Here is a 17,845-nt window from a genome sequence, read left to right as displayed (position 1 = left end):
GGGAGCCGGTGGCACACTCCGCCGACCTGTTCAGGAGGGGCGCATGGGTTTTGTGACGACGCGCAACATGGCGCGCGACTACGACGTCATCGTCGTCGGCTCGGGCGCCGGCGGCGGCCAGACGGCCTACACGCTGGCCCTCGAGGGCGTGAAGGTGCTGATGCTGGAAGCCGGCCGGTACTACGACTTCCGCACCGAGACGCCGATGTTCCAGGCCTCGCACGACGCCCCGCTGCGCGGCGCGGGCACGCCGGACAAGCCCTTCGGCTTCTACGACGCGACCGTGGACGGCGGCTGGCAGGTGCCGGGCGAGCCCTACACGCAGGCCTCCGACAACGAGGAGCAGCGCTTCGACTGGTGGCGCGCCCGCATGCTGGGCGGCCGCACGAATCATTGGGGCCGCATCTCGCTGCGCAACGGGCCCTACGACTTCAAGCCGCACAGCCGCGACGGCCTGGGCTTCGACTGGCCGATCGGCTATGAAGACCTGGCCCCGTACTACGACAAGGTCGAGAGGCTGGTGGGCATCTACGGCAGCAACGAGGGCCTGGAGAACACGCCCGATTCGCCCGACGGCTGCCTGCTGCCCGCGCCCGCCGCGCGCGTGGGTGAACGCCTCATCGCCCAGCGCGCCGGCAAGCTCGGCATCCCGGTGGTGCCCATCCACCGCGCGGTGCTGACGGCGAAGCTCGACGACACCCGCCTCCCCGCGCTGCTGCATCCCGGCAACCCGCGCGCGCAGGCGCTGGTCGCGCAGTCCATGCGCGAGCGCGCCGCCTGCTTCTGGGCCACGCCGTGCTCGCGCGGCTGCTCCATCGGCGCGACCTACCAGAGCCCTGCGGTGCACCTGCCGCCGGCGCTCGCCAGCGGCAACCTCGACGTGCTGTGCGACGCCATGGTCTACGAGGTGACCACCAAGGACGGCAAGGCCAGCGGCGTGCGCTTCGTCGATCGCAAGACCGGCAAGCACATCGAGGCCAGGGGCCGCGCGGTCGTGCTGTCCGCCAGCGCCTGCGAGTCGGTGCGCATCCTGCTCAACAGCAAGACCAGCGCCTATCCGCAGGGCCTGGCCAACAGCAGCGGCAAGGTCGGCAAGTACGTCATGGACACCGTCGGCAGCGACCTGTCCGGTCAGGTGCCGCTGCTGGAGAACCTGCCCCCGCACAACGAAGACGGGGCAGGGGGCTCGCACATGTACGCCCCCTGGTGGCTGTACGGCCGGCAGGGCAAGGGCTGGGCCGAGAAGGGCCTGGGTTTCCCCCGCGGTTATCACATCGAGCTGGGCACCGGCCGCCGCATGCCCGGCGCCAGCACCGGCGCGAACCTGGAGTGGCTGACGAAGGGCAGCTACGGTGCGACGTTCAAGCAGGACGTGCGCCGCACCTTCGGCTCGTTCGTGTACCTCTCCGGCCGCGGCGAGATGATCCCCAACGAGCACTCGTTCTGCGAGATCGACCCGACGACGAAAGACCGCTTCGGCATTCCCGTGCCGCGTTTCCACTGGCAGTGGGCCGAGCACGAAACCCGCCAGGCCGCCCACATGCAGAAGACCTTCGCCGAGATCATCGCGGCCATGGGCGGCCGGGTGCTCGAGGGCGGTCCCGAGCTGGACGGCCGCAAGGCCATCGCGCCCGGCGGCTCGATCATCCACGAGGTCGGCGGCGCCATCATGGGCGCGGACGCCAGGACCTCCGTCACCAACGGCTGGGGCCAGACCTGGGACGTGCCCAACCTGTTCCTGTCCGACGGTGCGCCTTTCGCCTCCAATGCCGACAAGAACCCCACGTTGACCATCATGGCGCTGGCCTGGCGCCAGGCCGACCACATCGTCGACCGCTTCCGCAAGAAGGAGCTCTGAGCATGGACCGCAGAACGACCCTGCAATGGATGCTGGCCGCCGCCGCGGCGCTCAGCGTCGACGTGTCGGCCGGTGCCACGCCCGCCACCAAGGGTGGCAAGGCGGGCATCGGTGGCAAGCCCAAGGGCTACGGCACCGACCCCACGCTGACGAAGAGCTACCAGTCCGGCGAGCTGTGGCCGTTGACTTTCAACGCCGCGCAGAACCGCACCGCGCAGGCGCTGTGCGGCCTGATCATCCCGGCCGACGACCAGTCGCCCAGCGCCGCGCAATTGCAGGTGCACCGCTTCATCGACGAATGGGTCAGCGCGCCGTACCCGAACCAGGCCAAGGACAAGCCCGTCATCGTGAACGGACTGGACTGGCTGGAGGCCGAGAGCCACCAGCGCTTCGGCGGCAAGCGCTTCGACCAGCTCGATGTCGCCCAGCAATCGCAGATCGCCGACGACATCTGCTGGACCGAGACGGCCAAGCCCGAGTTCGCCACCGCCGCGCGCTTCTTCAAGCGCTTCCGCGACCTGACCGCCGGCGGCTTCTACACGACGCCCGACGGCATGAAGGACGTCGGCTTCGTCGGCAACATCCCCTCCGTCACCTTCGACGGCCCGCCCCTCAAGGTCCTGCAGATCGTTGGAGTCGCCTGATGCGCCTTGCCCCCGTTGTCGCCGCGGCTGCTGCCGCCTTCACCCTGTCCGCCACTGTCCACGCCGCCGACATGCCCAACACGCTCACCGCCGAAGAGACCGCCGCCGGCTGGCAACTGCTGTTCGACGGCAAGAGCCTGGACCACTGGCGCGCCAGCGACCAGCCCGGCTCCTTCAGCGTGAAGGACGGCGCCATCGTCGTCCGCGGCCCGCGTTCGCACCTGTTCTACATGGGGCCGGTGCAGCAGCACGACTTCAGGAACTTCGAGCTGAAGGTCGACGTGATGACCTTCCCCAAGGCCAACTCCGGCGTCTACTTCCACACCAGGTGGCAGGAGGTGGGCTGGCCCGAGCTGGGCTACGAGGTGCAGGTCAACAACTCCCACAGCGACCCCAGCCGCACCGGCGGCCTGTGGGGCGTGCAGGACTACATGAAGGTCGTGTCTCCGGACCACCAGTGGTTCACGCTGACCGTGCGCGTCGAAGGCAAGCACGTCACCACCTTCGTCAACAGCGAGAAGACGGCCGACTACACCGAAGAGTCGCCCCTCGTCCGCAAGAAGGGGTTGGAGAAGCGCTACCTGGCCAGCGGCACCTTCGCGCTGCAGGGCCACGATCCGGAGAGCGAGGCGCACTTCCGCAACATCAAGGTGAAGGTGCTGCCCTGACGGATCGGGAGCGCGAAGACGCGGAGGCGTTCAGCGTTCCTTCTGGCCCTGCTGGCCCTTCTGGCCCTTTTCCACGTCCATCTTGCTGTCCGGATCCAGCGTGCGCACGAGGTAGCGCGTGCGCGCGTCGAAGGACCCGCGGGCGATGACGACGCCGGGGTTCTCCGCGTGATAGACCGCCGCCTCGAGGATCACCGGATCCTTGGACGGCGCGATCAGCCAGCCGCCCGGCGCCACCTTGGGCAGCGGCGAGCACGGCATCGGTCCGGTGTGTTCCGCGATGCCCTTCTCGGGATACCAGATCACGCACTGGCCCTTCTTGAGCGGCAGCAAGGGCGCAGGGATGCGGTTCTTCGCCGTGACGTTGAAGTAGGAGTTGTCCTGTCCCGGCGCGGCGCGGCCGACGTCCCGCTCGGGGTCCGAGGCCTTGCCGACGGACTGGGCCGCGGCACCGAGGCCGGTCAGCAGGGCGGCAGCGCCGAGGACGGCGGCGGCCAGGTGGCGATGGGTCATGACGATCTCCTGTTGTGCTGGCGGCCTCCTCCTGAGGCCCTCGCCGACAACAGGCAACCGGCATGCCAGCGCCGCGGTGCCGGGGGAACCCGGCCCGGCGTGCCCGGGCGCCCGACCTATCATCGTGCCCGCGCCGCCGGCAGGGAGTGAGCAGCCGGCGCGTTCACGACGACTTCGGAGCCGCCTGCAATGACGCCTCTCTCTCCGGCCCGCCACCCGACCCCCGGCGCCGCGACCTGCCACAACTGCGACCTGTCGCTCCAGCCGGGCGGGCACTTCTGTCCCCATTGCGGTCAGGAGGCGCATCTGCATGCGGCCTCGATGCGGGAGTTCATCCACGAGTTCGTCGGCCACTACGTCGCGCTCGAAGGGCCGTTGTGGCGGACCTTGTGGGCGATGCTGTTCCTGCCGGGGCGTCTGACGCGCGAGTACTTCATCGGCCGGCGCCGGCGCTATGTCCAGCCACTGCGCCTGTACCTGAGCCTGAGCTTCGTGTTCTTCATCGCCGTGCATCTGCTGCCGGGCGATCACATGCTCACGGTCAAGCGCGACGAACAGGCCATGGCGCAGGCGCGTCAGGGCAGTTGCTCCAGCCCGGGCAGCACCTGCAACTGGTGGGAGCGCCGCCTCGACCACGTCGGCGAGCGTCTGGCCGGCGGCTCGGTCGCGCAGGTGCAGAAGCGCATGGACAAGCTCGCCCCCTACGCAATGCTGCTGATGCAGCCGATCTTTGCCGGCCTGCTGGCGCTGATGTTCCTGCGACGGCGGATGAAGTATGCGGAGCACTTCGTCTTCGCGCTGCACCTGCATGCCTGCTGGTTCGTCGCCTACCTGCTGGCGCTCGTGATGCCCGCGCTGGCGACGGTCATCGCCGCGCTGGTGCTGCTGCATGGCGTGATCGCGCTACGGGTCGTCTACGGCACGAGCTGGTGGGGCGGGATCTGGCGTGGCGGGCTGCTGGCGGGGCTCTATCTGCCGCTGCTGCTGATGGGCGTCGTTGGACTGGTGATCGGGGCGGCGCTGCTGGCTTGAGCAGTCGGCCGGTCAGTGGCTGGCGTCCAGCAGCTCCTGCATCACCTGCTCCAGCTCGTTGAACTCCACCGGCTTCACCAGGTGGGCGTCGAAGCCCGCGGCCGCCGTGGCGTCGCGATCGGAGCGCTGGCCCCAGCCGGTGATCGCGATCAGCGCGAGCGGCTCGGCGCCGCGCGTCGCTCTCAGCCGCCGCGCGACGTCCGTCCCGGAGAGCCCCGGCAGCCCGATGTCCAGCAGCACCACGCGCGGCTGCGTGTCGTCGAACACCGCCAGCGCCTCCTCGCCGCTGTACGCGACCGTCGCGCGATAACCGACGCCGCGCAGGACCTCGGCCAGCGTGTTGGCCGCGTCCACGTTGTCGTCGACGACCAGGACCAGGGTCTGCGCCTGCGTCGCCGTCGGGCGTGTCCCATCGCCGCCGGTCCCGGGCTCGTTCGCGTGCGGGGTCTGCCCGTTGTCCGCCAGCGGCAGGGTGACCGTGAAGCGGCTGCCGTGCCCCAGGCCCTCGCTTGCCGCGGTGATCGTGCCGTTGTGCAGCTGCACGAGCTGCTTCGACACGGCCAGGCCGATGCCCAGCCCCGACGGCGCCGCCCCGCGCGCGTCGATCCGCGTGAAGAGCTCGAAGACCCGCGGCTGCATCGCCGGCGCGATGCCCACACCCCGGTCCGTCACCGTGATCTGCGCCCGGTCCGCGACCACCGCCACGTGCACGTGCACCTCGCCCGGCTCCGGGCTGTACTTGGCCGCGTTGTCCAGCAGGTTGCCCAGCACCTGCTGCAGCCGCGTCGGATCGCCGTCGACCGGCACCGGCGTCGGCGGCAGCGACAGCGTGACGCGGTGCTTCATCTCGCTGTACAGCGGCTCGATCGCCTCCAGCGCCTGCCTCACCACCGTGCGCAGGTCGATGACCTGACGCTTGAGCTCCACCACGTTGCGCGTGATGCGGCTCATGTCCAGCAGGTCGTCGAGCAGCCGCGCCATGTGCGCCGACTGCCGCGCGATGATGTCCGTGGCCTGCGCGCGGGTGTCGTCGGACGACGACTGCCGCAGCATCGCCACCGCGTAGCGGATCGGCGCCATCGGGTTGCGCAACTCATGCGCCAGCGTCGCCAGGAACGAGTCCTTGCGCTCGCTCTCGCGACGCAGTTCCTCCTGCGCGGCGGACAGCTCGGTCACGTCGACCGTCGCGCCGATCACCCGCTGCACCTGCCCGTCGTGCGCCGTGATCGGCCGCAGCGAGGTCAGCAGCTGGTAGGTCCTGCCGCCGTGCGTCGTGCGCTGCGCCAGGTTCATCGCCTGGCCCGTGATCACCGCCTCGCGGACGATGCCGGCGAACTCCGGCTCGCCGACCAGGCTGCCGACCTCCGCGCCGATCAGCGCCTCGCGCGTGAAGCCCATCGGCGTGTTGAAGGCCCAGGTGTAGCGGCCCTGGACGTCGCATTCCCATGCCATCACCTTGCCGCTCTGCAGTGCGAGGTGGAAGCGCTCCTCGGCCGCCTGGCTCGCGCGCAGCGCCTCCTGCTGCGAGGTGACGTCGACCGCGACCCCGTAGGCATGCACCGCGCGGCCCTTCGCGTCCAGGCTCACGTAGCCGTCGAACTGCGTCCACACGACCTCGTCGTTGTCCGCGCGGGTGATCGGGCAGGCCAGGCTGAAGCGGCCGCCGCTCTCCGTCGCGTAGCGGTAGCGGTCGCGGAAGCGCGCGGCGTCCTGCGCGGACATGCCGGCGAGCATGTCGTCCATCGACGCCCAGTTGCGCCCGAACAGCTGCTTCGCGCCGCCGCCGGTGGTGGCGAATCCGGTGACCGCGTCCCAGTCCCAGGTGATCATGCGGCCCGCCGCCAGCGCGAGGTTGAGACGGCGCCGGCTGTTGCGCTCCTTCTGCATCAGCCGGCCCGCCCACGCCGAGACCGTCGCGACCAGCGAGCCGGTCAGCAGGAACAGCACGACCATCGCCGCGTCCGCGAACGAGTTGACCGGGAACATCTGCCCGACCGGCTCGATCCAGAAGTAGAGGATCGCCAGGCTGGCCGCCACCAGGAAGGTCAGCGCCGGGGCGAGGCCGCAGACCAGCCCGACGATCACCAGCGACGGGAAGTAGGGCAGCAGCGGCTCGCGGCTGTTGAGCGCGGGCTGGAGGAACAGGTTGAGCCAGGTCGCGGCGACGAAGACAAGCACCGCCGCGGGCCAGCGTAACCAGAACCTCTCGATCACCATCTCCCTGCCCCTCCCCCGTGCTGCCGCGGCGCCGCTTTGGGCGCACCGCGTCGTTGCAAATCCTCGCCATAGCCCCGCTATGGCTCCGGTTTGCGCCTGGCGCTGCATCCCAAATCGGAGCCGCGTCAGCGCGGGGGAATCATGCGGGACTTTGCTGTGGGGCGAGCATACAGAGGGTGGGCGGGGTTCGAACGCTCGGCGTGTCACCGACGTGTGTCGAGGGATGACAGCGGTGCAGGCAGGCGAGTGGGTCAGGACCGGCGCGCGCGTCGCCGCGCCAGTCCGCCGACCGTCAGCAGGCCGGCAACCATCAGCGCGTAGCTCGACGGCTCGGGCACCGCGCTCGCAGTCAGGAAGCCGCGGATCTCGCCGCCCGGCGCGAAGGTCGAGTGCACGTTGAGGTAGGCACTGCCGCCCGCCAGCCCCGTCGACAGCGCCGCGAAGGCGCCCGCGATCGTGCCGCCGTTGGCGTTGATGAAGGCCGCGTTCCAGCTGCTGGTCTGCGTCAGGTCGAAAGTCTGGTCGTAGCTCCCGGAGCTCACGCCGAGCGGGAAGTTCGGGAAGGTCGGCGTCGTCGTCGCGACGCCCGCGTTGCCGGCGCCCGCCACCGCCGTGCAGCAGTGGATGTGCGCCGCCGTCGTCGTGCCGGTCAGCCCGGCGAAGCTGACCTGCACGCGCATCGTGAAGTCGTCGTCGTTGAAGGTCACCCGCGCCAGCCCGGTGCCGGCGGAGGCGTTCGGCGGGAACTCGGCCGCGCCGCTCAGCGGCGCGGTGTAGACGATGTCGTGCGCGACGGCGGGCATCGCAAGGCTCGCGGCCGCGATCGCCAGCGCCGCGAGGGGCAAGGACTTCATGGACTTCAAGCACTTCATGGACGTCGTCATGACGGTCTCCTGGGTTCGGCTCCGCAACGGGCTGCGCGGAACTCAGGCGGCGGTATACGTCGATGCCATCGGGCTTGTGCGCGACCGGCAGCCCGGCGTGGGGAGATGAAGTCCCTGGCGGGGACGGGAGGCAACCGGATCGCTGAAATCAGGCACACGGTCCGATGTAACGGCGTGTGCGTGGCGGGCACGCGGATTGCGCGAGCCATCGTTGGGACAGTCTCGGACGGCGGTGGAGACGGACGAAAAAACGGCGCCTTGAAGGCGCCGTTGTCATCGAGGAGCGCGGCGGCTCCCGTGTCGTCAGGCCGGCTTGACCAGCAGCGAACGCGCCCAGGCGTCCGCTTCGCGGGCCGGCGTCTGGCCACTGACGCGGATGCGGTCCAGCAGCTCGGCGACGCGGCCGCGGATCTGGCCGACCTCGGCCATCACGGCGTTCTCTTCGCCTTCGTTGCGGAACTCGCGCGCGACGCTGATGATGCCGCCGGCGTTCACGAGGTAGTCCGGCAGGTAGGTGATGCCGCGGGCCTGCAGCGCGTCGCCGTCGGCGGCGGTCGCGAGCTGGTTGTTGGCGGCGCCGGCGATCAGCGCGGCCTGCAGCGCGGGGATGGACTGCGCGTTCAGCGTCGCGCCCAGCGCGCACGGCGCGACCACGTCGACGTCGGCGGCCAGGATCTCATGGATGCCGACGGCCTTCGCGCCCAGCTCGGTCTGCGCGCGCGCGACCTTCTCGGCGTTCACGTCGGCGACGACCAGCTTCGCGCCGGCGCGGTGCAGGTATTCGGCCAGGTGCCAGCCCACCGCGCCCAGGCCTTGCAGGGCGACGCGCACACCCTCGAGCGACTCTCGGCGCAGCACGCGCTTGACGCCTTCGTCGATGGACACGAACACGCCGTACGCGGTCTTGGGGCTGGGGTCGCCGCCGAAGGCGCCGTCGCGCGGGATGCCCGAGACGTACTGCGTGTGCGCCATCATGCCCAGCATGTCGGCGGTGGTGGTGCCGACGTCCTCGGCGGTGATGTAGGCGCCGTCCAGCGACTGCACCGCGCGACCGAAGGCCGCGAACAGCGCGGCGCGGTCGAAGTCGCCCTGCGGCTTGATGATCACGGCCTTGCCGCCGCCGAAGGGCAGGTTGGCCAGCGCGTTCTTCAGGCTCATGCCCTGCGACAGGCGCAGCGCGTCGTTCAGCGCGGCCAGTTCGTTGTCGTAGCTCCAGAAGCGGCAGCCGCCGAAGGCCGGGCCGCGCGCGGTGCTGTGCACCGCCAGGATGGCCTTGAGGCCGGTCACCGGATCGGCGGCCAGCAGCACGCGTTCGTGCGGGGCCTGGTCGGGCAGGCCGAAGAGGGAGGAGGGGATGGCGTCGGTCGAGCCGGCGGCGAGCGCGCGGGCGATGTCGGTGATGGCGTTCATGGGAACCTGCACTTGTGATGCTTGAAGAAGACCGGATCGCGGCGATCCGGCGGGGTCCGCTGCGCTTGTGGCGCGCCGGCCCCGGAGTTTAAGCCGCCCTGTCGCGCCCGCGCCGCAGCACCCCGAGGTCCCCATGTCGGGCGATTGGCGCACGAGCAACGACGTGTTACACCTATCCATCGGAGAAGGACACAAGACGAATCCAATCGTCAGGGAGGCTCCGCATGTCAACTGATCGCAGCGACGACCGGTACCGGTCGATCGTGGAGGCGATCCCGAGCGCCATCGTGCTCGTGGATCGCCAGCGCCGGATCCGGCTGGTCAACCGCAAGGCCGAGGAGCTCTTCGGCTACGCCCGCGACGAGTTGCTCGACGCCTCGGTGGAGCTGTTGATCCCCAACCGCTTCCATGGCGACCACCCGCGTCACGTCGCGCAGTTCTTCGCGCAGCCGGAAACGCGGCCCATGGGCGCGGGGCGGGACCTCTTCGGACGGCGCAAGGGCGGCGAGGAGGTGCCGATCGAGATCGGCCTGAGTCCGATCGAGACCGCCGAGGGCCTGTGCACGCTCGCCTCCATCATCGACATCACCGAGCGCAAGAGCGCGCGGGAACGTTACGAGGACGAGCTCCGGCGCAGCAATGCGGACCTGGAGCAGTTCGCCTACGTCGCCTCGCACGATCTGCAGGAGCCGCTGCGCATGGTCGCCAACTACACCGAGCTCCTGGCGCAGCGCTATGCGGGCCAGTTGGATGAGCGGGCCGACAAGTACATCCGTTACGCCTCCGACGGGGCGCGCCGCATGCAGCGGCTGGTGGCGGATCTGCTGGCCTACTCGCGGGTGGGATCGCAGGGCAAGCCGCTGGCGCCGGTCGCGGCGGACGAGGTGCTCGCCGCGGTGACGCACGGCCTGCAGCGTCTGCTGAGAGAGTCCGGCGGCACCGTCGACGCCGGGCCGCTGCCGCTCGTGCTGGCCGACGAGGTCCAGTTGCATCAGCTGCTGCAGAACCTGGTGAGCAATGCCATCAAGTTCCGCTCGGAGGCGGCGCCGCGCGTGCGCGTCGAGGCCCAGCGCGAGGGCCCGCGCTGGCGGTTCAGGGTCGGCGACAACGGCATCGGCATTGACATGCAGTACGCGGAGCGCGTCTTCCAGATGTTCCAGCGGCTGCATGAGCAGGGGCGATACGACGGCAGCGGCATCGGCCTGGCGATCGCCAAGCGCATCGTCGAACGGCATGGCGGCACGATCCGGATCGACTCGGAGCCGGGGCGCGGCAGTGTCGTGTCCTTCACGCTGCCCGCGGCCCAACCGGAGCAGCTCTCGTGAGCCGGCCGCTGAGCGTGCTCCTGGTCGAGGACAACCCCGGCGACGCCGATCTGGTGATCGAGACCCTGGAGCAGGGCAAGCTGATGCTGGACATCGCGGTGGCCGTCGACGGCGCGCAGGCGCTGGCGCGGCTGCTGCGCCAGCCGCCGTTCGAGGCGGCGATGCCGCCCGACCTCATCCTGCTCGATCTGAACCTGCCCAAGGTGACCGGCCGCGAGGTGCTGGCGCGCATCAAGCAGGAGCCCGGCCTGCGGGAGATCCCGGTGGTGGTGCTGACCTCGTCCGACGCCGAGCACGACATCGTCCGGAGCTACCAGCTGGGGGCCAACTGCTACGTGACCAAGCCGGTGGGGCTGGTGGCGTTCCAGTCCATCGTGCAGGCGATCGAGGGCTTCTGGTTCACCGTGGTGAAACTGCCATGAGCGCCTTGCCCGACGACCTGGCCCTCGAGCCTCGACGCGCGCCCTGGCCGATCCTGCTGGTGGAGGACAACGACGGCGACGCCGACCTGATCACCGACCTGCTGGCCGAGGGCGGCACGGTGCCGCCCCGTCCGGTGCTGCGGGCCGCGCGGCTGGACGAGGCCGTGCGCGCGCTGCAGCAGCAGCGCATGTCGGCCATCCTGCTGGACCTGCGCCTGCCCGATGGGGAAGGCATCGACTGCGTGAAGGCCGTGCGGGCGCAGGCGCGCGACACGCCGATCGTCGTGCTCACGGGCATGGAGGACGACCAGCTCGCGCTGTCCTGCATGACGGCCGGCGCGCAGGACTATCTGTCCAAGCAGGACGTGCGCCCGCGCTCGCTGCTGAGGGCCATCGACTACGCGATCGTCCGCGCCCGCGAGGGCCGCGAGCGGATGCGCTCGCAGGCGCTGCGGCTGCGCAGCGCGGAGCTGGAGCTGGAGAACAAGCGCATCCTGGAAGTCAGCCGGCAGAAGGGCCGGGTGCTGGCCAACATGTCGCACGAGCTGCGCACGCCGCTGAACGCGATCATCGGCTTCTCCCAGCTGCTGACCGACGGCGCCGCCGGCCCGGACAGTCCGGCGGTGCAGCGCTACGGCGGACACATCCTGGCCAGCGGCCGCCATCTGCTGGCGTTGATCAACGACATCCTCGACATGGCCCGCATCGAGGCCGGCGGGATCGACCTGCATCCGGAAGCGACCCCCGTCGCCGAGCTGGCGCGCGAAGTGGTCGACGTGGTGGCGGGCAGCTTCACCGACAAGGCGATGACGGTGCGGATGGAGATCGATGACGGACTGGGGAGCGTCTGGACCGATCCGCTGCGCTTGCGTCAGGTGCTCTACAACTACCTGTCCAACGCCTGGAAGTTCACGCCGGCGAACGGCGAGATCGTCGTGCGCGGCCGGCGCACCGGGGCACAGGGCTTCCGGGTGGAAGTCTGCGACACCGGCCTGGGCATCGCGGCCGAGCATCTGCCCCGGCTGTTCACCGAGTTCACGCAGCTGCCTTCGGAAGAACGCCGCCGCTATCGCGGGACCGGCCTGGGTCTGGCGCTGAGCAAGCGCATCGTCGAGGCCCAGGGCGGCAGCGTCGGGGTGATGAGCTCGCCGGGCAACGGCTCGACCTTCTTCGCCGAACTGCCCGACCCGGGCGTGCCGCTCGTCAGCGCCCCATGAACGCGTCCGCGCGCAGCGTCACGACCAGCGTGTCACGATGGCCGGCATGCGCGGGATCGATGGGCTGGATGGGCGTGGTCTCGTGGATGACGCGTTCGTCGTCGAGCAGCAGCAGCGTCCACGGCTCCATCATCGTGAAGCGTTGGCCGCGCGGGCCATCCGCTTCGAAGACGCGCGACTCGCCGCCCTTGATGCCGTGGCGCGCCAGCATGAACACCGCCACCAGGTCCACGCCGTCGCGGTGCGCGCCCTCGGGCGTGGGCCGGCCGATGCCGCCCGCCGTGTCGATGCGGAACTGGTGCGCCTCGATGAACCAGGGCCGCGCGCCCTTGAGCCGGTCCGCGACCGAGGCCAGTCCCAGCAGCAGCCGCGGCCAGATCGGCAGGTCGACGGCGGCGGGATCCATCGGCTCGAACCAGCGTTCGATGCCGCCGTGCAGCGCGTTGTAGTCCACCGGCTGCCAATGCGCGCGATGCGGCGCCAGACGCACCGACGGCTCGGCCTGCGAGTCCACGACGAAGCTCGCATGCCGCCGGAACCGGTAGCGGCCGCCGTCGCGCAGGTAGGCGTCCGGGGGCAGGTCGTTCCAGTAGGTCTGCAGCGCGCGCAGATCCCCGGCCTGGCAGTGCAGCCAGTGCGTCAGGCTCTCGGGCGCGATGACGGTGTGGCCGAGGTTCTGCAGTTGATGTTCGAACTGCGCGGCGCTGGAGTACGGCGGCGGGAAATGCTTCATGCGCGAAAGTATGGAGCGTCGCGCCCGGGATGGCACATGTCACGCCGTGAACGCGGGATTGCCGGGGCGCTACGTGGACCGGATCAGCCCGCGTGTTTATCCAATTCGGACGTGAACGCGTCGGCGTAGAACTCTTCGGCGGGCAGGCCGCAGGACGCGACGAAGTCGCGCTGGGCGGACTCCACCATCACCGGCGCGCCGCACGCATAGACCTGGTGCTTCGACAGGTCGGGCAGGTCCGCCATCAGGACCTGGTGGACGAAGCCGGTGCGGCCGGTCCAGCCGTCCTCGGCCTTCGGCTCGGACAGCACCGGCACGTAGGTGAAGGTCGGCATCGCGGCGGCGGTCGCCACGGCCCAGTCGTGCAGGTAGAGGTCGGCCTGGGACCGGCAGCCCCAGTACAGCGTCACGGGCCGGGTGATGCCCTCGTCCTGGATGCGCTCCAGGATCGCCTTGATCGGCGCGAAGCCCGTGCCCGAGGCGAGCAGCACGATCGGCTTGTCGCTGTCCTCGCGCAGGAAGAAGCTGCCGAACGGGCCTTCCATGCGCAGGATGTCCTTCTCCTTGAGCGCGCCGAAGACGTGGTCGGTGAACTTGCCGCCGGGCATGTGGCGGATGTGCAGCTCGATCGCCGGCGGCGTGCCGAGGCGGCTCGGCGCGTTGGCCATCGAGTAGCTGCGTCGCGCGCCGTCGCGCAGGATGAATTCGACGTACTGGCCGGCCCGGTACTGCAGGTTCTGCGTGGCCGGCAGCTGGAGCTTGACCACGGCGACGTCGCCGGCCGGCTTCTCGACGGTGATCACGCGGCTGGGCAGCTTCAGCACCGGGAACTCGCCGGCGCCGGGCACGGTGCGGGCCTCGACGGTGCAGTCCGTCTGCGGCTTGGCGCAGCAGGTCAGGATCAGGCCGGCGGCTTCTTCTTCAGGCGACAGCGCCTTGGTCTGGTGCTCGCCGTGCACGACCTGACCCTCCATCAGCCGGCTCTTGCAGGAACCGCAGGCGCCGTCCTTGCAGCCGTAGGGCAGGCCGATGCCCTGGCGGATGGCCGCGGCCAGCACGGTTTCGTCGTCATCGACGGTGAAGTTGCGGCCGGCGGGCAGGACGGTGACCTGGAAGCTCATGATGCGGAGTCGGCGCGGCACGGGGCCGCGCGATGTCGTAAGAGGAGAGGGCGGAAGCGACACGGCCCGCGCGGTCCGCAGACCGGGGCGCGAGCCGTTCGAGCCATGAAGGCGATCTAAACTGGCCCGCCATTTTGCCCCAGCCCCGCTTCGACCCGCCATGTCCGGTGCCAATCCCGCCTCGCCTTCCGTCAACCGCCGTGGCCGTCGCAGCCGTCTGCTGATCGTCGGATGCGGCGATGTCGGGATGCGCGTGCTGCGGCAACTGGCCGGGCGCTGGACGGTGATGGCGTTGACGAGCAGCGCCGCGCGGGTCGATGAACTGCGCACCGCCGGCGCGATCCCGCTGATCGGCAACCTCGACGACGGCGCGACGCTGGGGCGGCTCGCGGGGCTCGCGGATCGCGTGCTGCATCTGGCGCCGCCGGCCGCGCAGGGGCGGACCGACGAGCGCACCCGGCGGCTGTTGCAGGCGCTGTTGCGCTCGGCGGCACCGGCGCATCTGGTCTACGCGAGCACGAGCGGGGTCTACGGCGATTGCGGGGGCGCGCGCATCGACGAGACGCGCCGTCCCAATCCGTCCAATGACCGCGCCTGGCGCCGGGTCGATGCCGAGGACCAGTTGCGCCAGTGGGGCCGCGCGACGGGCGCGCCGGTGACGATCCTGCGCGTGCCCGGCATCTACGCGTTCAACCGCGACGGCGGGCATCCGCGCGAGCGCCTCGGCAAGGGGTTGCCAGTGCTGGCGCGCGAGGACGATGTCTACACCAACCACATCCAGGCCGACGACCTGGCGCGCGCCTGCGTGCTGGCGCTGATGCGCGGCCCGACGCAGCGGATCCTGCACGCGAGCGACGACAGCGAGCTGCTGATGGGCGACTACTTCGAGCTGGCCGCCACCGTGTGCGGCCTGCCGCCGCCGTCCCGCGTCACGCGGACCGAAGCCCCCGGCGTGTTCTCGCCGATGCAGATGAGCTTCATGAACGAATCGCGCCGGATGGACAACCGGCGCCTCAAGCGCGAGCTGCGCCTGCGGCTGCGCTACCCGACGCCGCGCGAGGGGCTGCTCGCCGTCGAGGACTGAAGAGGGCGCGACGACTGAAGGGAAGGGCCGAGGGCGAGGGCGGCTCAGCGCCGGCGGCTGCCGCGCCAGTAGTTGATCATCAGCCAGGCGCCGAGCATGCCGCCCAGGTGCGCGAAGTGCGCGATGCCGCTGCCGCCGGTGATGCCCAGGAACAGTTCGAGCGCGCCGAAGATGGCGACGAAGTACTTGGCCTTCATCGGGATCGGCGGGAACAGCGGCATGATGACCCGGTCGGGGAACAGCAGCCCGTAGGACAGCAGCAGGCCGAACAGCGCCCCGGACGCGCCGACGGTGGGCGCGAGCGATCCCATCAGCAGCGTGAACACCAGTTGCGCCGCGGCGGCGGTCAGCGCGCTGGCCACCAGCAGTTGCGCGTAGCGCTTGCCGCCCCACACCGTCTCCAGCTCGGAGCCGAACATCCAGAGCCCGAACATGTTGAAGAACAGATGGGCGACGCTGCCATGCAGGAAGGCGTAGGTGATCGGCTGCCAGAACTCGAATCTGCCGGAATTCAGCGGCCACAGCGCCATCTCGACATTCATCAACGCCAGCGGCGTGATGACGATCGGGAGACAGAACAGGCCCACGCAGATCAGCATGAAGGCCTTGGTCACCGGAGGAATGAAGGGCATGGGGCAGGCGTCTTCAGAAGGCACCGCGGACGGCGCGTTGGGAAGGCGCAATGGACATGAGGTCAAGCCAATGCGTTCGGACCAGTGTAGCCCGGGCATGCGCAAGACCCGACCCGGGCCGCGCACGGCTTTCCCTTCAGCGGGATGACGGGAACCTGACAGAGGCGGCCAGGACGTCCGTGGCGTGGCTTGGCATGCGGAACGGCCTGCCGAAAAACGCGGAACGATTGGAAGAGGAGTCGCGGAAGAGGAGTTGCCAAGACCTGACCACCTGAAGGGTGGTGCCCGGAGCCGGACTCGAACCGGCACACCTTGCGGCGGGGGATTTTGAGTCCCCTGCGTCTACCGATTTCGCCATCCGGGCGTCACGGCAACTTTCTGCGTGCGAAGCCACCGGGGGGTGGCCTGCATGATCTGTTTCGGGGTTCGGAAGCGTTGCCGTGGAGGCAACGGTGAGCCGCGAAATGAGAAAGACATTATGCCACGCAGGAACACGCCTCCACTGAGAGAATGCATGCTTATGAGTGATGCAAGCGCCTTCGACCCCACGAGCTATCCGACCCTGGAAGACGTCATCGGCAACACGCCGCTGGTTCGGCTGCAACGCATGCTGGGGCCCGAACTGGCGGCGCGCGGCAACGTGCTGCTGGCCAAGCTCGAAGGGAACAACCCGGCGGGCTCGGTCAAGGACCGCCCCGCCATCAGCATGATCCGGCGCGCCGAGGAGCGCGGCGAGATCAAGCCCGGCGACACGCTGATCGAGGCGACGTCCGGCAACACCGGCATCGCGCTGGCCATGGCCGCCGCGATCCGGGGCTACCGCATGGTGCTGATCATGCCGGAGGACCTCTCGGTCGAACGCGCCCAGACGATGAAGGCCTTCGGGGCCGAGCTGATCCTGACGCCGCGTTCCGGCGGCATGGAATACGCCCGCGATCTGGCCGAACAGATGCAGCGCGACGGGAAGGGCCGGGTGCTCGACCAGTTCGCCAACAACGACAACCCGCGCATCCACTACGAAACCACCGGGCCCGAGATCTGGCGCGACACCGGCGGGCGCATCACGCATTTCGTCAGCGCGATGGGCACGACCGGCACGATCACCGGCGTGTCGCGTTTCCTGAAGGAGAAGAACCCCGAGGTGCGCATCGTCGGCGCGCAACCAGCCGAGGGCTCGCGCATTCCCGGCATCCGCAAGTGGCCGGCCGCGTATCTGCCCAAGATCTACCGGCCCGAGACCGTGGACGAGCTGGTGCTGGTCGGCCAGTCCGACGCCGAGGACATGGCCCGCCGCCTGGCGCGCGAGGAGGGCCTGTTCGGCGGCATCTCGGCCGCCGGCGCCTGCTGGGTCGCGATGCAGATCGCGCGCCAGGTCTCGAACGCGACGATCGTCTTCGTGGTCTGCGACCGGGGTGATCGATATCTGTCGACGGGCGTCTTCCCGGCCTGACGGCGCGCGGCCAATCAGGGATGATGGCCGCATCGCGACACGCAGGCGCCACCGCGCCCACGCCTCATGAGCTTCCGCTTCTGCCCGCAATGCGCCAGTGAACTGGCATGGATCGAGCTGCCGGAAGACGGCGGCCCGAAGACCCGGCTGCGTTGCCCGAACTGCGACTTCACCCACTGGAACAATCCGACGCCGGTGCTGGCCGCCGTGGTCGAATGCGTCGACCGCGAGGGCCAGGTCTTGCTCGCGCGCAACGCGGCGTGGCCGGGACCGTTCTTCGGCCTGATCACCGGATTCATGGAAGCCGGCGAGTCGCCGGAAGAGGGCATCCGGCGCGAGGTGCTGGAAGAGACCTCGCTGGAAGCGCTGGGTGCGACGCTGATCGGCGTCTACGACTTCCAGAAGAAGAACCAGGTCATCATCGCGTACCACGTGCCGGCGCGCGGCGAGGTCACGCTGTCGCCGGAACTGGTCGAGTACACGCTGACGCCGCCGGGGCAGCTCGAGTGCTGGCCCGCCGGTACCGGCCAGGCACTGGCGGACTGGCTGCGCGGGCGCGGCATCGAACCGAAGTGGATGGCGCCTCGCGGCTGAGGGGGCTGACTAGAATCCGCTTCATCGCCCCCGGTCATCGG

General features: G+C 69.9%; 18 protein-coding genes and 1 tRNA gene. 11 read left to right on the top strand and 8 right to left on the bottom strand.

What is annotated here, in order from left to right; translation table 11 throughout:
* Positions 1-43: 43 nt before the first annotated feature.
* Genes AC1VNM_RS11270 through AC1VNM_RS11260 form a run of 3 tightly spaced genes read left to right on the top strand, consistent with a single transcriptional unit; the run spans position 44 to position 3,170 of the window.
* Positions 44-1,858 (top strand): GMC family oxidoreductase, encoded by a 1,815-nt coding sequence (locus tag AC1VNM_RS11270; protein WP_483106979.1) that lies wholly within the window; start codon positions 44-46, stop codon positions 1,856-1,858.
* Between the two features lie 2 nt (positions 1,859-1,860).
* Positions 1,861-2,502 carry a gluconate 2-dehydrogenase subunit 3 family protein gene (locus AC1VNM_RS11265; protein WP_483106978.1) on the top strand — a complete coding sequence of 214 codons (642 nt, stop codon included), beginning with the start codon at positions 1,861-1,863 and terminating at the stop codon, positions 2,500-2,502.
* Positions 2,502-3,170 carry a 3-keto-disaccharide hydrolase gene (locus AC1VNM_RS11260; protein ID WP_483106977.1) on the top strand — a complete coding sequence of 223 codons (669 nt, stop codon included), beginning with the start codon at positions 2,502-2,504 and terminating at the stop codon, positions 3,168-3,170. Before AC1VNM_RS11265 ends, AC1VNM_RS11260 begins: the two co-directional genes overlap by 1 nt.
* A gap of 30 nt (positions 3,171-3,200) precedes the next feature.
* Here the strand turns inward: AC1VNM_RS11260 and AC1VNM_RS11255 are convergent, their stop codons facing one another.
* On the bottom strand, positions 3,201-3,683 hold the full coding sequence (locus tag AC1VNM_RS11255) for a hypothetical protein (RefSeq protein WP_483106976.1): 483 nt from the start codon (positions 3,681-3,683) through the stop codon (positions 3,201-3,203).
* A gap of 189 nt (positions 3,684-3,872) precedes the next feature.
* Between AC1VNM_RS11255 and AC1VNM_RS11250 the strand changes: the two genes are divergently transcribed.
* A complete protein-coding gene (locus AC1VNM_RS11250) occupies positions 3,873-4,715 on the top strand; it encodes a DUF3667 domain-containing protein (RefSeq protein WP_483106975.1) in 843 nt (280 codons plus the stop codon).
* A 12-nt stretch (positions 4,716-4,727) separates the two neighbouring features.
* On the opposite strand, the gene AC1VNM_RS11245 is transcribed toward AC1VNM_RS11250, so the two are convergent.
* Both AC1VNM_RS11245 and AC1VNM_RS11240 read right to left on the bottom strand, forming a co-directional pair.
* On the bottom strand, positions 4,728-6,932 hold the full coding sequence (locus AC1VNM_RS11245; RefSeq protein WP_483106974.1) for a hybrid sensor histidine kinase/response regulator: 2,205 nt from the start codon (positions 6,930-6,932) through the stop codon (positions 4,728-4,730).
* A 251-nt stretch (positions 6,933-7,183) separates the two neighbouring features.
* Positions 7,184-7,786, bottom strand: coding sequence for a CHRD domain-containing protein (locus AC1VNM_RS11240; RefSeq protein ID WP_483106973.1), 603 nt, complete (start codon positions 7,784-7,786; stop codon positions 7,184-7,186).
* Between AC1VNM_RS11240 and AC1VNM_RS11235 the strand changes: the two genes are divergently transcribed.
* On the top strand, positions 7,785-7,925 hold the full coding sequence (locus AC1VNM_RS11235; RefSeq protein ID WP_377153869.1) for a hypothetical protein: 141 nt from the start codon (positions 7,785-7,787) through the stop codon (positions 7,923-7,925). The genes AC1VNM_RS11240 and AC1VNM_RS11235 overlap by 2 nt on opposite strands.
* Before the next feature lie 194 nt (positions 7,926-8,119).
* On the opposite strand, the gene AC1VNM_RS11230 is transcribed toward AC1VNM_RS11235, so the two are convergent.
* Positions 8,120-9,226, bottom strand: a complete 1,107-nt coding sequence (locus AC1VNM_RS11230; protein WP_377153872.1) for a Glu/Leu/Phe/Val family dehydrogenase — start codon at positions 9,224-9,226, stop codon at positions 8,120-8,122.
* Between the two features lie 224 nt (positions 9,227-9,450).
* Here AC1VNM_RS11230 and AC1VNM_RS11225 point away from each other — a divergent pair, with 224 nt between their 5' ends.
* From AC1VNM_RS11225 to AC1VNM_RS11215, 3 genes are read left to right on the top strand one after another with little or no spacing between them, the layout of a single operon-like run.
* The gene (locus AC1VNM_RS11225) at positions 9,451-10,551 is read left to right on the top strand and encodes a sensor histidine kinase (RefSeq protein WP_377153875.1); all 1,101 of its coding nucleotides are present in this window, start codon (positions 9,451-9,453) and stop codon (positions 10,549-10,551) included.
* The gene (locus tag AC1VNM_RS11220) at positions 10,548-10,973 is read left to right on the top strand and encodes a response regulator (protein WP_377153878.1); all 426 of its coding nucleotides are present in this window, start codon (positions 10,548-10,550) and stop codon (positions 10,971-10,973) included. Before AC1VNM_RS11225 ends, AC1VNM_RS11220 begins: the two co-directional genes overlap by 4 nt.
* The gene (locus tag AC1VNM_RS11215; RefSeq protein WP_483106972.1) at positions 10,970-12,190 is read left to right on the top strand and encodes a hybrid sensor histidine kinase/response regulator; all 1,221 of its coding nucleotides are present in this window, start codon (positions 10,970-10,972) and stop codon (positions 12,188-12,190) included. Before AC1VNM_RS11220 ends, AC1VNM_RS11215 begins: the two co-directional genes overlap by 4 nt.
* Here the strand turns inward: AC1VNM_RS11215 and AC1VNM_RS11210 are convergent.
* Positions 12,177-12,923, bottom strand: coding sequence for a 2OG-Fe dioxygenase family protein (locus tag AC1VNM_RS11210; protein WP_377153883.1), 747 nt, complete (start codon positions 12,921-12,923; stop codon positions 12,177-12,179). The genes AC1VNM_RS11215 and AC1VNM_RS11210 overlap by 14 nt on opposite strands.
* A gap of 83 nt (positions 12,924-13,006) precedes the next feature.
* A complete protein-coding gene (locus AC1VNM_RS11205) occupies positions 13,007-14,044 on the bottom strand; it encodes a CDP-6-deoxy-delta-3,4-glucoseen reductase (protein WP_483109262.1) in 1,038 nt (345 codons plus the stop codon).
* Positions 14,045-14,204: 160 nt separating this feature from the next.
* Here AC1VNM_RS11205 and AC1VNM_RS11200 point away from each other — a divergent pair, with 160 nt between their 5' ends.
* Positions 14,205-15,128: an NAD-dependent epimerase/dehydratase family protein gene (locus tag AC1VNM_RS11200; protein WP_483106971.1), complete on the top strand. Its 924-nt coding sequence runs from the start codon at positions 14,205-14,207 to the stop codon at positions 15,126-15,128.
* 44 nt (positions 15,129-15,172) lie between these two features.
* Here the strand turns inward: AC1VNM_RS11200 and AC1VNM_RS11195 are convergent, their stop codons facing one another.
* Positions 15,173-15,760: a rhomboid family intramembrane serine protease gene (locus AC1VNM_RS11195; RefSeq protein ID WP_483106970.1), complete on the bottom strand. Its 588-nt coding sequence runs from the start codon at positions 15,758-15,760 to the stop codon at positions 15,173-15,175.
* 279 nt (positions 15,761-16,039) lie between these two features.
* A tRNA-Leu gene (locus AC1VNM_RS11190) sits at positions 16,040-16,124 on the bottom strand.
* A 156-nt stretch (positions 16,125-16,280) separates the two neighbouring features.
* Here AC1VNM_RS11190 and cysM point away from each other — a divergent pair.
* Complete coding sequence (gene cysM, locus AC1VNM_RS11185; protein ID WP_067274271.1) at positions 16,281-17,210, top strand: cysteine synthase CysM; 930 nt, start codon at positions 16,281-16,283, stop codon at positions 17,208-17,210.
* 66 nt (positions 17,211-17,276) lie between these two features.
* Positions 17,277-17,804 carry an NUDIX domain-containing protein gene (locus AC1VNM_RS11180; RefSeq protein WP_377153893.1) on the top strand — a complete coding sequence of 176 codons (528 nt, stop codon included), beginning with the start codon at positions 17,277-17,279 and terminating at the stop codon, positions 17,802-17,804.
* Positions 17,805-17,845: the final 41 nt, after the last annotated feature.

This window comes from Mitsuaria sp. MSU3D (assembly GCF_056867975.1).
The sequence above is the reverse complement of the archived record's forward strand: the minus strand, read 5'-3'. Positions and strand labels throughout refer to the sequence as shown.

Excerpts from the sequence above, each read along its gene's own strand:
- AC1VNM_RS11180 (WP_377153893.1), top strand. The coding sequence starts at position 17,277 with ATGAGCTTCCGCTTCTGCCCGCAATGCGCCAGTGAACTGGCATGGATC.
- AC1VNM_RS11260 (WP_483106977.1), top strand. The coding sequence starts at position 2,502 with ATGCGCCTTGCCCCCGTTGTCGCCGCGGCTGCTGCCGCCTTCACCCTG.
- AC1VNM_RS11225 (WP_377153875.1), top strand. The coding sequence starts at position 9,451 with ATGTCAACTGATCGCAGCGACGACCGGTACCGGTCGATCGTGGAGGCG.
- AC1VNM_RS11200 (WP_483106971.1), top strand. The coding sequence starts at position 14,205 with ATGTCCGGTGCCAATCCCGCCTCGCCTTCCGTCAACCGCCGTGGCCGT.
- AC1VNM_RS11235 (WP_377153869.1), top strand. The coding sequence starts at position 7,785 with ATGGACTTCAAGCACTTCATGGACGTCGTCATGACGGTCTCCTGGGTT.
- AC1VNM_RS11240 (WP_483106973.1), bottom strand. The coding sequence starts at position 7,786 with ATGAAGTCCTTGCCCCTCGCGGCGCTGGCGATCGCGGCCGCGAGCCTT.
- AC1VNM_RS11230 (WP_377153872.1), bottom strand. The coding sequence starts at position 9,226 with ATGAACGCCATCACCGACATCGCCCGCGCGCTCGCCGCCGGCTCGACC.
- AC1VNM_RS11270 (WP_483106979.1), top strand. The coding sequence starts at position 44 with ATGGGTTTTGTGACGACGCGCAACATGGCGCGCGACTACGACGTCATC.
- AC1VNM_RS11195 (WP_483106970.1), bottom strand. The coding sequence starts at position 15,760 with ATGCCCTTCATTCCTCCGGTGACCAAGGCCTTCATGCTGATCTGCGTG.
- AC1VNM_RS11265 (WP_483106978.1), top strand. The coding sequence starts at position 1,861 with ATGGACCGCAGAACGACCCTGCAATGGATGCTGGCCGCCGCCGCGGCG.
- AC1VNM_RS11255 (WP_483106976.1), bottom strand. The coding sequence starts at position 3,683 with ATGACCCATCGCCACCTGGCCGCCGCCGTCCTCGGCGCTGCCGCCCTG.
- AC1VNM_RS11245 (WP_483106974.1), bottom strand. The coding sequence starts at position 6,932 with ATGGTGATCGAGAGGTTCTGGTTACGCTGGCCCGCGGCGGTGCTTGTC.
- AC1VNM_RS11205 (WP_483109262.1), bottom strand. The coding sequence starts at position 14,044 with ATGAGCTTCCAGGTCACCGTCCTGCCCGCCGGCCGCAACTTCACCGTC.
- AC1VNM_RS11210 (WP_377153883.1), bottom strand. The coding sequence starts at position 12,923 with ATGAAGCATTTCCCGCCGCCGTACTCCAGCGCCGCGCAGTTCGAACAT.
- AC1VNM_RS11250 (WP_483106975.1), top strand. The coding sequence starts at position 3,873 with ATGACGCCTCTCTCTCCGGCCCGCCACCCGACCCCCGGCGCCGCGACC.
- cysM (WP_067274271.1), top strand. The coding sequence starts at position 16,281 with ATGAGTGATGCAAGCGCCTTCGACCCCACGAGCTATCCGACCCTGGAA.
- AC1VNM_RS11215 (WP_483106972.1), top strand. The coding sequence starts at position 10,970 with ATGAGCGCCTTGCCCGACGACCTGGCCCTCGAGCCTCGACGCGCGCCC.